We start from the raw sequence: 12,826 nt of genomic DNA, 5'->3' as shown, positions 1-12,826 counted from the left end.
TTACTACTCCTCAGATCACGGCAGCGGACCAAACAGCTTGTCGAGTTCGCTGCGCAAATGGCCTTCGATGACGCGCAGTTCAGCGTCGCTGATCGGAACCTGATCGGGCCAGTCATCTGAGACAGCGATCTCTGTGTCTGTCTTGCCGACATATGCGCGTTGCGGCGGTGCCTTAACATAATCATGCAGGTCACCAATGTCTTGCGACCATTTGCGTGGCGCGCGGATCCGGCGTTTGCGTGGCAGCGGCATGGGCCGATGCTGTCGCTGCATATCGCGTCGCGCAAACCCTGATTACCAGCGTAGTGCAGATACGTGCTCACGGCGCTTCCGGCGTAGCCGCCTCGAATCGTTGGAGCGCTTCATCGTCACTTGCCGCTGCCATCAGCGCCACCCAATCATCGGGCGGGTTGCCGCTGTCGAGCATCTTGCGGAACACAGCATAGGCATCAGACTTCGAGCCATAGGTCCGCAGGTTGTTCTCGTCATTCACCCAGGCGAACACGATCACCTTGGCGCTGCTGCTGTAGCGGAAGAACAATCGAAACCGCCCGCCGCCGAACTTGGCCCGGAACCAGTGTTTCCGCGCATCGCCGAGTGTGCCGCCTTGGCGGTATTCAGGACGGGTGGGATCCTGCGGGATCTTCTCGAACACCAACTGGCGCAGGGCAGCGAGCAGCTTCGCGTTGGCCGACTTGCGCCAGCCGCGCGGGTCTTTTGCTTGCGCCTTCTCGGCCGCCGCTGCCAACCTCTCGATCTGATCGAGGAACAGCGGATGGGCGAATAGCTGCCACCCGTTCACCTCCAGCATTACAGATCGACGTCGCCATCGATCGGCGCTTCGAGGTCAACCTTCACACCTTCGGTCAGCGCCGCAAGACGCTCGGCTAGTGCCGGCGTCAGCGCAGTGACCGCCTCGGGTCGCCGGGCAATGTCGTCGGCAAGGAACGCCAGGAACCGGTCAATGGCGGGGTCTTCGTTATCGACCTCCGCGCGGTGGACCGACACGCCGCGCTCGTCGACTCGGAACGCGATCTTGCCGCCATAATCGACGCCAAGTGCGGTCCGGACCGACTTCGGAACCGTGGTCTGGCCCTTGGCGGTGATGGTGCTGATCTCTTCAAGCATTGCGGACATGGCGGTCTCCTATACGCCTGCTGCTCGTAAGGAGATCGCATTACAAAGTCAAGAAGAGAGGAAGAGGGCGGCGGCTGTCGCCGTGACGGTTCGAGTGTCGGGAGAGAGGCTCTCGGCCGGGCCGTCGCGGAGACATGTCATGACACAAGTTCAAGTTCTCGACGCGAGCCCTGACCTGAGCGGTGGCTACAAGGTCGATGTCGGTCGCGGCCAGCGGGTAGGTCGGGTTTCGTCGGAATGGTTCAGTCGTCCCGCCGACGAGCGCTATCTGTCGCTCAATGCGCTGATGGCCTCGGTGAAGGGCCGGGCCGAGCGCAGCCGCACGCGCACGGTGGAAAGTGCCGCAGTGCGGGTCGAAGCCAGCCGCGACGATGCTGAACGGCTCGACCTGATCCTGCCTGGTGCCGAGCAACCGATCTCGCCAACGCATTGGAGCTTCGGACAGCTGGCAGCATTGGTCGGCGCGCCGGCGGCGTATCTGCGCCAGCTTCCGGCGCCGCTGGCAGGCATCAACCTGCAATATGGGCTTACCAACCGCCGCGCAGAGCAGGTCAAGACGCTGGAGACCGATGACGGCCGCATGGAACTGCGCGCGGTCACCGGTCCAGATTACGGCCGAATCTACGACCATGAGCTGGTCGCTGCCGTGCAGCGTATCGCTGGCAACGGCACGGGCGACACGCGTTGGAAGGTGCCGGGCGTGCTCGACTGGTCGACCGGCATCTACAATCCCATGGTCGATATCAGCGCCGATACGACCACGCTGTATGCGTCCGACCGCGACGTGTTCCTTTTCCTGGTCGACGACCTCAACCCGATTGAGGCGGGCAAGCTGCCAGACGGATCGCCCGACATCTACTTCCGAGGCTTTTATTGCTGGAACAGCGAGGTCGGCGCCAAAACACTCGGCATCGCCAGCTTCTACCTCCGTGCCGTCTGCCAGAACCGCAACCTCTGGGGCGTCGAGGACTTCGAAGAGATCAGCATCCGGCACAGCAAATACGCCGCTAACCGTTTTGCATATGAGGCGGCACCGGCGCTGACCCGGTTCGCGGATTCCTCGCCGCTGCCGTTCGTCAACGGCATCCGGCAAGCGCGCGAGCGCATCGTCGCGCGCTCGGATGAAGATCGGAGCGATTTCCTGCGCAAGCGGGGGTTCGGAAAGGCAGAGACCACCAAGATCATCGACACGGTTCTGGCCGAGGAAGGTCGCCCACCGGAGTTCGTGTTCGACTTCGTCCAAGGCATTACCGCCTTCGCGCGGGGCAAGGTGCAGCAGGACGCCCGGCTTGATCTCGAAGGTCGCGCCAAGAAGCTGTTCGACCGGGTGGCGGCATAGCTCTCTTTTTCAACGTCATCCCGGTTCGCGGCGTCGCTCTCTTCAGAGGAAGAGGGCGGCGCTTCGCTTCGTGACGGTTCGAGGTGTCGGGAGAGTGGCTCCCGGCCGGGCCGTCCGGAGAAGTGTCATGCCCAAGTCCAATCCCAATCCCAAGCTCGCGCTCAGCGTTTCACGCGACATCCCGTTCGACAAGCTGGTGCTGTCGCAGTCCAACGTCCGCCGGATCAAGGCAGGTGTCGGCATCGAGGACCTTTCCGAGGATATCGCCCGGCGCACGCTGTTGCAGTCGCTCACCGTCCGCGCCGTCGTCGATGCCGATGGCAACGAGACCGGCATGTTCGAGGTGCCATCGGGCGGTCGCCGCTACCGGGCGCTCGAACTGCTGGTGAAGCGCAAGCAGCTGCCGCGCAACGCGCCGGTGCCGTGCATTATCCGCACCGAGGGCGATGCCGAGGAAGACAGCCTGGCCGAGAACATCCAGCGCGCACCGCTGCATCCGCTCGACCAGTTCCGTGCATTTCTGGCGCTCCGCGAAAAGGGCCAGTCCGAGGAGGAGATTGCGGCGCATCAATTCGTGTCGGTCGCGGTGGTCAAGCAGCGACTGAAGCTCGCCAGCGTGTCGCCGAAGATCCTCGACGCCTATGCCGAGGATGAGATCACGCTCGACCAGCTGATGGCGTTCACGGTCAATGGCGACCATGAGCGTCAGGAGCAGGTCTTCGAACGGCTCGCCGGCTCCTACGACCGCCAGCCATACGCGATCCGCCGGATGCTGACCGAAGGCGCGGTGCGTGCCTGCGACAAGCGCGCCCGTTTCATCGACATCGATGCCTATATCGAGGCGGGCGGCGGCGTCATGCGCGACTTGTTCCAGGGTGACGACGGCGGCTGGCTGCAGGATGTCGGGCTGGTCGACTTGATGGTCTCCGAACGCCTGCGCGATGAGGCGATGAAGGTGCAAGCCGAAGGCTGGCGCTGGATCGATGCAGCGCCCGACTTTCCCTATGGCCATACCTATGGCCTTCGCCAGCTCCGGGGCACGCCGGTGGCGATCACCGCTGAAGAGCAGGCCACGCGCGATGCGCTCCAGGCCGAATACGATGGGCTGATTGCCGAGCACGAGGACTCGCCCGAGCTGCCCGACGAGGTCGACGAACGGCTGGGCGAGCTGGAAACCGCGATCGAAGCGCTCGATCAGAGGCCGCTGGCCTATGATGCCGATGAGGTTGCGCGGGCCGGTGCATTCATCAGCATCGCACCCGACGGTAGCCTGCGGATCGAGCGCGGGTTCGTTCGGCCCGAGGACGAACTGCCCGTCGAGCCCGAGCAAGGTGCTGTTGTGGAAGGGGACCAAGGCCATGCCGACAACGGCACCGACGATGGCGGCGATCAGGCCGGCATCGACAGCAATGTTGAGGTTGCGCCTGAGCCCGAGGAGGATGAAGGCCTCCGCCCGATTCCTGACCGGCTGATGTCCGAACTGACCGCGCACCGCACGATCGCCCTGCGCGATGCAGTGGCCCGGTCGCCGGAGGTGGCATTCCACGCCTGCCTCCATGCGATCGTGCTGCGGTTGTTCTACCGCTATGCGCTAGACAGCTGCCTCGAACTCGACGCCAAGCATGTCGGGTTTGGCCAGCAGGCACCTGGGCTTGGCGACACGGCGTCCGCACAGGCCATCGATGCGCGGCACCGGGCGCTTGCCGATCTGCTGCCCGCGCAACCCGAAGCACTGTGGGATGCCCTTGGCGACATGGACGGCGAACAGCAGAAGTCGCTGTTCGCCCACTGCGTCGCCTGCACGGTCAACGCCACGTTCGAGGCTTACAACCGCAGGCCGCGTGCGCTCGCCCACGCCGACAGCCTCGCGCAAGCGGTCGATCTAGACATGGCGGCAGCGGGTTGGGCTCCAACCGCGGACACATTCCTTGGCCGCGTGACCAAGGCGCGGATCGTTCAGGCAGTGGGCGAAGCAAAGGGCGAACAGGTGGCTGAGAGCATCGCGCATCTCAAGAAGCCGGACATGGCGGCACGGGCAGCTGTGCTGCTCGAAGGCAGCGGCTGGTTGCCCGAACCGCTGCGTACACCCGGTCGCGCACTGCCAGCGCCGACCGAAAGCGAGGTCGAGTCGCCCATTGATGAGGCCATGGTCGATGCCGATGCCATTGGCGAAGCGCAGCCGGCGGTAGACGACGGCGCACGGTCCGTGGCGGACGAAGCGCTGATCGACGACAATGCCGAGGCCGAGGGCGACACCCCCTTCGCCGTCGCCGCCGAGTAGGTCGCGCTCCCCAGACCCGCTCGCAACTGAGGGTCCGCCGTGCATCGGGGTCCCCGCGAAGCCTGCTTCGTGGGGATTGCTTGGGCGCGGCGGACCCTCTTCTTGTCTCAGGAGGATCAGATGCCAGATGCATCCGACCTTGCCCGGCAGCTTGCTCGCAATGCCGAGAGCGTCTGCCGCTACTATCTACCCCAAGGCCGCCGACAGGGCCGCTACTGGCTCATCGGCGATGTCGAAGGCACACCGGGGCGCAGCCTGTTCGTGCGACTGACCGGACCCGACGCCGGCAAGGGTGCTGCCGGCAAATGGACCGACGCGGCCACCGGCGAGCATGGCGATCTGCTCGACCTTATCGCCGCCAACCAGCGATTTGCATCTCTTGCCGACACGCTCGAGGAAGCGCGGCGCTTTCTGGCTCTGCCGCCGCCAGAACTAAAGGCATTTGAACCGCTGCCGCCCGTACCGACCGGATCGCCGGAAGCTGCACGACGGCTGTGGGCGATATCGCAGCCGATCCATGACACGCTTGCCGAGACGTATCTGCGCCAGCGAGGCATCATCGACCTGCGCGCGTGCGGCTCGCTACGGTTCCATCCCAACTGCTGGTATCGCGCCGACGAAGACGATCCGCCCGGCACGCCGAGCGCGTTCCCGGCATTGATTGCAGCAATCCGCTGTGATGACGGATCTTTGACCGGCATCCACCGCACCTGGCTCGATCCGAACGGCAGCGGAAAGGCATCCGTTGCTACTCCGCGTCGCGCCATGGGTCATCTCCTCGGCAACGGCTTGCGGTTCGGTCGGGCCGGATCAGTCCTGGTCGTCGGAGAGGGCATCGAAACGACACTGTCGCTCCGTCAGATCATGCCGACCATACCCATGATCGCCGGTCTTTCAGCGGGTCACCTGTCCGCGTTGCGAATCGCGCCATCGCTGCGCCGCCTCTACATTGCGCGCGATAACGATCCCGCTGGACAACATGCGGCTGACACGTTGGCCGAGCGCGCGATCGTGGCTGGTATCGAGCCGTTGATGCTGACTGCCACCCTTGGTGACTTCAATGACGATTTGCAGCGGCTTGGCCGGGACGAGATGCGGGCAGCGGTGCGAGTGCAGCTTGCCCCGGAGGATGCCGAACAGTTCATCGGCTGAGCATAGGCGGTGAGGTCTCTGCGCCCGAGCTATGTTCGTCATGATCCATCACTCCGGACAGAGCCGCGCCTCTGCCTTCGAGAGGGGCGAGAGAAGCGGAAGCCGACTGGGCCGGCAATGGCTGTGCGCGACTTTCTTCCCCGCCGCGACCACCCCACGCGTCAAGCCGCGCGGGGACCCCGGATCTGCGGCTCCTCGCGCGCCAAGAAAGTCGTGCTCGCCATCCTCCGCTGCGCTTCGGCCACATCGGTGCCGACCCGGTCCGCCCCCGCTCTTTGCTCGCCCATGAAGGCCGCGAGAGGCGCGGTCCGACAACGGAGCGCCCGTCATGACCGAGCACGACGAACCCCAGGAGCAATCCCCGACCGCCCATTTACTCGACGAACTGCAACTCTACGGCTTCCGCCCATTCCACGACGAACCCGATCCGCGACCATTACCCGAAGGCGACCGTGTCGCAGGTGCCGTTGCCGACATTTTCGACGCTCTGATCGGTACGCTAGCCGATACCCGGCTCGAACCCGATCTCGACGACTTGCTGTGGTCAACGGTCAATCTGTTCCACCGCGCCGCCGAACGCGTCGAACGCGAACTTGACGACAATGAGCAGGCACAGCGCCGATCGCAGCGCGACCAGGACGGCTCGGAGGTGGCATCGGTCGAATTGGAGCGATTGTTGGCCCAGGGTCTGACATTGATCGAACGGCGCAATGCCCATGAACTGATGCGCGATGCTGCCTGCGATCTCTATCGCACCCATACCGGTTCGGCTTGGCATCCGCGCCATGGCAGCCTCGTCAACCGCCGCGCGCTGACCGCAGCCATGGTCGACAGCCGCGACTTCATTGCCGCCCGCCGCCGAGCCGAAACCCAGGTCATGCTGCCTGCTGGCCCCAAGGTCGCATTTACCGGCGGCAAGGACTGCAATGACACCGACGCCATCTGGGCGGCACTGGACCGGGTCCGCGCAAAACACCCGAATATGGTTCTGCTGCACGGCGGCGCGCCATCAGGTGCTGAGCGTATTGCCGCCTGCTGGGCCGACAATCGCAAAGTCACGCAGGTGGCTTTCAAGCCTGACTGGTCTCGGCACGCCAAGGCGGCACCGTTCAAGCGCAACGATGCGATGCTCGATGTGCTGCCGATTGGGGTCGTGGTGTTCCCCGGCACTGGCATTCAGGACAACCTTGCCGACAAAGCCCGCAAGCTCGGCATCCCCGTGTTCGACTTCCGCAAGGGTTAGCCGCCGACCTGATCAATGGGCATTGCCTGATCGCTGGCAGGAGCACTGCTCCGATGGTCAACAGCGTGAGTGGCACGACAGCAAAACTCCGGCCGGAAAACCGACACTGCATCCCCTTCCGAAGCGGGAACGCCCCGCTCTCTCTGGCTTACCTCTGACCAATGCGCTGCCTTGTGACGATCAACCCGCAAGGGGTCCGCTAAGCACAGCTTGCGGCCTTCAGCTCCGCCTCCGGTGATCGCGGCCGCGCGTCGGTCGCCTGTGCGCCTGTCGAGCGGGGGCGGTCCCCGCTCCTGAGACAGGAGCAAAGATCATGTCGCTTCCCACCGCCCAAAAGTTCGCCTGGAGCCTCGCCAAGACGCTGATGACCTGCGTGGTGCTGATCCAGACCAGCGATGGTTACGCCGTCATGACCGATGCCGATTATGATGGCGATCCGATGCTGATCGTTCAGGTGTACGATCCGTACTAGGCGGGCAACTGCTTACAGGACTTCAGCCGCAGAGGAATGCTCACGTGCCCAGCAAAAGCCGACGTGAAGCATTCCTTTGGCCTAGAACGTTTTTGAAACGGTGTCGGCAATAGAAGCATTTTCGTTTGGCCCAGTTATAACGAACTCGTAGCCGCTCCAATTAACGGCGACGGCTTCGTGATGGAAAACGTGGGTTCTCCCACACGTCATATGCATCTGAAATTTGACCGTCGCTGTCCTCTTCTTCGTCCTGATCGGCATAAATGAGCAGCGTCATTATCCATCCGTCGTGCAAACGATAGGCTTGTTCCTGCAAGCTATGGTGACGGACTTCTCTCGCGATCGCCAGCCACACCCCGGCGTGAACGTCATCCCAATCAGATTGCTGATCACCGGCCAAGCGCGCGCTGAGCGAAGGCGTGGGCAGACTTGTCCCAACCCGGACATCGATGAAAGGAAAACGGTTGGGCTTGTATATCCGCCGGACGACGCCATCCTTTGAGATGATTACCGCGCAAACCGCATCTTGATGAAGAACATATTGGAGAGCGGTCGCTTCCTTGCTCATATTGTATCGCATAGCCAGCGTGAACACATGCTCTAGCGCTGGTGTCCCCAGATTGCGCATGTCGGGCTTGAAACGCGCAAGCGGCATCAGGATGCCCGCGCTGAACCGATTAGCCTCCATTTCCATCCGCCGCGCACGATTGTCGCGATCCGCCTCACGGATCGCCATATCTGCTTTCGAGCACGTAAACTGGCCAGTGGATGCGGGCTGGTGCGCGATGATCAGATAATGGCCAAGCTCGTGCCCGATCGTAAAGCGCTGACGCTGCGCGGTAGCTCTGCTGTTCACCAGAATGACACCGCTCGCGCGTTCAGGCTGTGTCACTAGCCCGCCCTCGAAGCTTGCCGTTTCCAAGCGATGAATATCGGTGATGCCGACTGCCACGGCGAGTTCCTCAATCGGAACAGGAATCTGCATTTCAGGCACTTGCCGCATGATCTCGGCAATGATCTTCTCCGGCGAACCGCAGTCCGCAAGTTCGACTCGGTCTATATCCATCCTACCCCCCGTCGCGCCGCTTTTGCATCCCTTTGATGATGTCCTCGATCAACTCGCGTTCTTTTGCATCAAGCGTTTTCAGGTCGCGATACATTACGAGCAATTGTTCATCGTCGTTGCCCTCATCTGGACCTTCTCCGACCAGGCTGGCAATCGAAACGCCGAAATGATCAGCTAGCTTCCGGACGAGCTCAATTGACGGATTCTTGGCCGTGCCCTTTTCCAGTTCCCAAACATGCGCCTTTGATGCCCCGATGGCGTCAGCGACATCCTGAAGTGACTGTCGCTTTGCCGTGCGAAGTTTCTGAAGCTTCGTCGCTAACGACATGTTTTGATCTCCTACCACTCAATATTTTATCCCGCTGTCCCTTTATGAATCAAGACTCGTTCGGTCAAACGAACATTTTCGTCCGACCAGTTGACCGCAAGCGATGTTCGATATATCTTACGATCTCGTAAGGACGAATCCGACAGGGAAGACGTATGATTTGCAATCCGCAGCACAGCGCACTCGCAAAGCTGGATCGTCAAACGAGCTGGTCACCGATGCGAACATTCAGTCGATTGCGACCAATGCAAATCGTTTGCCAGCGATCAGTTTAATCACACAATATCTCGAAGGACCAGATGATGCGCACTGCCCCAGCTAACGACGCCGATCTCGCTAAGGGGATTAGTGCGAGTCGCGAGCTACCTGACCCCGTACTTGGCGCACTATGGGACTCGATCGTCCTCGACCGGGAAATTAAACAACAGCTCCTCTCCCAGGCAATGCTGAATTTTACGATGCGCCCAAAGGTGCCGCGTACGGTTCTGCCGCTGCATGGGGTGATCCTGATGGTTGGGCCGCCCGGTACTGGGAAAACCTCGCTCGCCCGCGGCCTTGCCCATCGTACCGCGGAGTCGTTCAAGGGCGCGCCCTTCCGGCTGCTCGAAATCGAGCCCCACACGCTGACAAGCTCGGCCATGGGCAAGACGCAACGCGCTGTTTCCGAATTGTTCGCCCAGTCGATTTCGGAAGCAGCGATGCAAGGCCCAACAATCGTTCTGCTGGACGAAGTCGAAACCCTCGCTGTTGACCGGTCCAAACTTAGCATGGATGCCAATCCGGTCGATGTGCATCGCGCGACCGACGCTGTTCTCGTCCAATTAGACGCGCTCGCCGAGCGCCACAACAATCTACTTTTCATAGCGACGAGCAATTTCCCGCAAGCAATCGACAGCGCCTTCACCTCGCGCTGCGACCTGGTGCTCGAAATTCCGTTGCCCGATAAACATGCGTGCGAACTCATCCTGCGCGACTGTCTCAACGGACTGGCAAAGATTTACCCCGCGATCGGTGAACTCGCCTTACATCGCGACTTTTCGGCATGCGCTGCTGCGAGCGTAGGTCTCGACGGCCGCGCAATTCGCAAGATGGTTGCCAACGCCTTTGCCGCGTCCCCCGAGATCGCCATGCACCCTGAACGCCTGAACGTGACGCAACTGCTCGCCGCCGCAAAGGCGGCCAGCAAGGGGCGCGGTACGACTGAGTGGAGTGCTGCAAGATGAGCACCGTATTCCGCCGTACTTTCGCCAGTAGTCCCGCGCGCGACGCGCACGAGACATGGACGGCGATCGTCGATCTCCTGACCAGGGCATGCCCTGTCGCAGACCGCGAGGAACTGATCGCGGTGGCGGGAACCGCCGCAAGCACGATTTCTGATCAGGCTCCCCGGGATGTGCCGATCGTCGTGAGCTGCGACGGCCCGCGCACGCGGATCTATTGCCTCTACGACGAAGATGCCGTCGAGGGGTCTGACAGCAACGAAGATGTTCTGGGTTATGACCCCCTGAAGGGTGACTGGGCGATCTCGTTGCCTTGCCTCACCGACGATCTTGGCTGGGTTCAGTCCGCGCTGGCGCGCCACAGCAAGCGCATCACCGCCCGCGACGTCTCCGACGGTCTCTCCGCTGATGCGGGAACCAAAAGTGACGCGGCGGCTGGCCTCACCTTCGATCCAGCGGGGTTCCTAGGATCATGACGACGGTTTCAGCCTATTCCTACACGCACTCCACTACCTATGTGGCAGACAACATCCTGAAGAGCTTCAAGGATATCATCCGGCTGTCCGGACTCGATCCAACGAAGTTCGTCGATAATTGGGAGCTGCATCGCCGCGGCATCAAGGAATGGCTCGAGTCGGGCCATCTGACCTGCGTCGTCCTCGAGATATTCCACCCGCGAACCAACGCCCTGATCATTCGTTGGGACATCGACATTGCGTATGAATGGTCTAGCGGCGACGGCAATTTCTACACCGACACCGACCAGCTCCGCTACGCGATCCACAAGGCCGGAATCGCGCCGTCCGAAGCCAAATACGACATGCTCCTCAGGGTGAAGCCGGGGCATCCATCGGTGATGGGGTGGAGCGATGGCACCGGTCGCTCGACCGACGGCTTTGCCCGCCATGCGCTTGGCACCACTATCGAACATAGCGGGTTGGGAGCCAGCGCCGCATATTGGAGGCGTGCATGACGCTCACCGTCGACGAGGCATTTCGCAAGTTCAAGAGCCGGCTCGAGCTTAATACAAAGGAGCAGGCCGACGCGAGCAAGCGGCACACCGAAGTGCGCGAGTTCCTACGTACGCGCTTCACAATCGACCGCGATTTCCTCACGGGATCATACAAGCGCTGGACCAAGACCAAGCCACTCAAGGATATCGATATCTTCTTCGTGCTTGGCGAGGCAGAGCGAGACTACCGCGACAAGAGTCCCGACACCGTCATCGACGATTTTCACGCTGCACTTATCGATAAATATGGCGAGACCGCGGTCCGCAAGCAGGGGCGATCAGTTTGCGTCTCGTTCGGGGTCGTGCCCGACCAGGATGACAACACCGACTATCAGGTGCTGAGCATCGACGTCGTCCCGGCCTTTGCCGATGGCGACAACTACGAAATTCCTGATCGCGACTTGGGTGAATGGATTAAGACCAATCCCGAAATCCATGCCGACAAGGCAACAGCGGCGCACCAGGCCTTTTCCAGCGAGTGGAAGGGGTTGGTCCGCATGGTCAAATATTGGAACAACAATCGCCGGCATGGCGAGAAGCCGGTCAAGCCGTCCTTCCTCATCGAGGTGATGGCACTCGAATGCCTTTACGGGGGCTGGCATGGCCGCTTCGATTACGAGATTCAGTCCTTCTTCGCCACGTTGGCCGACAGGATCCTTGACCAATGGCCCGATCCCGCAGGGTTGGGTCCGCCGGTCAGCAACGGGATGGACGCGGCGCGCAAGGCGCGCGCACGCACGCTGCTTCAGGCGGCGAGCAAGGAAGCGAGTGCGGCGATTGACCATGCCCGGCGCGGGCGGAATGGCGAGGCGCTCAAGGCGTGGCGCGCTTTGTTCGGCCCGAAGTTTCCGCTGTCATGAGCGATTGGTCCCTCTCGACCATCCTCGCCACGCTGCACGAGGACATCCAGCACCGGCTGCGTTCGGTACGGGCAACACTTGCCCATCCCGGCACCAAGGGAGATGGTAGCGAGAATGTTTGGCTGGATCTGCTCGGGACCTACCTCCCGCAACGCTATCAGGTCGCCAAGGCCTTCGTTGTGGATAGCCATGGAAATTTCAGCCAACAGATCGACCTTGTGGTGTTCGATCGCCAGTACACGCCGTTCATCTTCAAGATCGAGGGACAGACAGTAGTACCCGCCGAGAGTATTTATGCGGTCTTCGAGGCAAAGCAGACCCTTGATGCGGGCATGATTTCCTATGCGCAGGAAAAGGTCGCTAGCGTGCGTAGGCTAGATCGCACAAGTCTGCCGATCCCGCACGCGGGTGGCACCTACGCTCCCAAGCCGCCAATACGCGTTCTTGGCGGCATATTGAGCTTTGAGAGCGAGTGGTCACCGCCGCTCGGCGAACCGTTACGCAAAGCCCTGACCGCCAATCTTGACGAAGGTGTGCTCGATATTGGCTGCGTCGCTGCCCATGGCCACATGTTCCGTCGCGATGACCATTTCGAATTGGTCGAAGCGGGGAAGCCTGCCACTGCCTTTCTGTTCAAGCTCATCGCTATGCTGCAATTCAGTGGTACGGTGCCGATGATCGATATCGAAGCCTATGCCCGCTGGCTGGCCGATTAG

The 12,826-nt window shown here is 61.7% G+C and carries 15 protein-coding genes; 10 read left to right on the top strand and 5 right to left on the bottom strand.

Annotation, left to right across the window (positions count from 1 at the left end):
• Positions 1-15 precede the first annotated feature (15 nt).
• From GR702_RS22015 to GR702_RS03370, 3 genes are all read right to left on the bottom strand, one after another.
• Entirely contained in the window at positions 16-252 is a 237-nt protein-coding gene (locus tag GR702_RS22015; protein ID WP_188082514.1) for a hypothetical protein, read from the bottom strand.
• 67 nt (positions 253-319) lie between these two features.
• The gene (locus GR702_RS03375) at positions 320-811 is read right to left on the bottom strand and encodes a type II toxin-antitoxin system YhaV family toxin (protein WP_160984564.1); all 492 of its coding nucleotides are present in this window, start codon (positions 809-811) and stop codon (positions 320-322) included.
• The gene (locus GR702_RS03370; RefSeq protein ID WP_160984563.1) at positions 811-1,137 is read right to left on the bottom strand and encodes a type II toxin-antitoxin system PrlF family antitoxin; all 327 of its coding nucleotides are present in this window, start codon (positions 1,135-1,137) and stop codon (positions 811-813) included. The genes GR702_RS03375 and GR702_RS03370 overlap by 1 nt, the downstream gene beginning before the upstream one ends.
• A 139-nt stretch (positions 1,138-1,276) precedes the next feature.
• Here GR702_RS03370 and GR702_RS03365 point away from each other — a divergent pair, with 139 nt between their 5' ends.
• The 5 genes from GR702_RS03365 (at position 1,277) to GR702_RS22010 (ending at position 7,624) form a co-directional block, all read left to right on the top strand.
• Positions 1,277-2,476 (top strand): DUF932 domain-containing protein, encoded by a 1,200-nt coding sequence (locus GR702_RS03365; RefSeq protein WP_160984859.1) that lies wholly within the window; start codon positions 1,277-1,279, stop codon positions 2,474-2,476.
• A gap of 127 nt (positions 2,477-2,603) precedes the next feature.
• Positions 2,604-4,757 (top strand): ParB/RepB/Spo0J family partition protein, encoded by a 2,154-nt coding sequence (locus GR702_RS03360; RefSeq protein WP_160984562.1) that lies wholly within the window; start codon positions 2,604-2,606, stop codon positions 4,755-4,757.
• A 120-nt stretch (positions 4,758-4,877) separates the two neighbouring features.
• Positions 4,878-5,909: a DUF7146 domain-containing protein gene (locus GR702_RS03355; protein WP_160984561.1), complete on the top strand. Its 1,032-nt coding sequence runs from the start codon at positions 4,878-4,880 to the stop codon at positions 5,907-5,909.
• A gap of 328 nt (positions 5,910-6,237) precedes the next feature.
• Positions 6,238-7,152 (top strand): DUF2493 domain-containing protein, encoded by a 915-nt coding sequence (locus GR702_RS03350; protein WP_160984560.1) that lies wholly within the window; start codon positions 6,238-6,240, stop codon positions 7,150-7,152.
• A gap of 313 nt (positions 7,153-7,465) precedes the next feature.
• Entirely contained in the window at positions 7,466-7,624 is a 159-nt protein-coding gene (locus tag GR702_RS22010) for a hypothetical protein (protein WP_188082358.1), read from the top strand.
• Between the two features lie 160 nt (positions 7,625-7,784).
• Here GR702_RS22010 and GR702_RS03345 read toward each other — a convergent pair whose 3' ends face one another.
• Together GR702_RS03345 and GR702_RS03340 are read right to left on the bottom strand one after the other, a co-directional pair.
• Positions 7,785-8,690 (bottom strand): ImmA/IrrE family metallo-endopeptidase, encoded by a 906-nt coding sequence (locus GR702_RS03345; RefSeq protein WP_160984559.1) that lies wholly within the window; start codon positions 8,688-8,690, stop codon positions 7,785-7,787.
• A 1-nt stretch (position 8,691) separates the two neighbouring features.
• Positions 8,692-9,018: a helix-turn-helix domain-containing protein gene (locus GR702_RS03340; RefSeq protein WP_160984558.1), complete on the bottom strand. Its 327-nt coding sequence runs from the start codon at positions 9,016-9,018 to the stop codon at positions 8,692-8,694.
• A 299-nt stretch (positions 9,019-9,317) separates the two neighbouring features.
• Here GR702_RS03340 and GR702_RS03335 point away from each other — a divergent pair, with 299 nt between their 5' ends.
• The 5 genes from GR702_RS03335 to GR702_RS03315 are packed head-to-tail and all read left to right on the top strand — an operon-like array spanning position 9,318 to position 12,826.
• Positions 9,318-10,241 carry an AAA family ATPase gene (locus GR702_RS03335; RefSeq protein WP_237449535.1) on the top strand — a complete coding sequence of 308 codons (924 nt, stop codon included), beginning with the start codon at positions 9,318-9,320 and terminating at the stop codon, positions 10,239-10,241.
• Positions 10,238-10,714, top strand: a complete 477-nt coding sequence (locus GR702_RS03330) for a hypothetical protein (RefSeq protein WP_160984557.1) — start codon at positions 10,238-10,240, stop codon at positions 10,712-10,714. Before GR702_RS03335 ends, GR702_RS03330 begins: the two co-directional genes overlap by 4 nt.
• Positions 10,711-11,211: an HORMA domain containing protein gene (locus tag GR702_RS03325; protein ID WP_160984556.1), complete on the top strand. Its 501-nt coding sequence runs from the start codon at positions 10,711-10,713 to the stop codon at positions 11,209-11,211. Before GR702_RS03330 ends, GR702_RS03325 begins: the two co-directional genes overlap by 4 nt.
• Positions 11,208-12,110, top strand: coding sequence for a CBASS oligonucleotide cyclase (locus GR702_RS03320; RefSeq protein WP_160984555.1), 903 nt, complete (start codon positions 11,208-11,210; stop codon positions 12,108-12,110). The genes GR702_RS03325 and GR702_RS03320 overlap by 4 nt, the downstream gene beginning before the upstream one ends.
• Complete coding sequence (locus GR702_RS03315) at positions 12,071-12,826, top strand: DUF6602 domain-containing protein (protein ID WP_474100215.1); 756 nt, start codon at positions 12,071-12,073, stop codon at positions 12,824-12,826. Before GR702_RS03320 ends, GR702_RS03315 begins: the two co-directional genes overlap by 40 nt.

The organism is Novosphingobium silvae (assembly GCF_009856825.1).
GTDB lineage: Bacteria > Pseudomonadota > Alphaproteobacteria > Sphingomonadales > Sphingomonadaceae > Novosphingobium > Novosphingobium silvae.
Note: the sequence above shows the minus strand (reverse complement) of the source record. Positions and strands in the feature narration are given on the sequence as shown.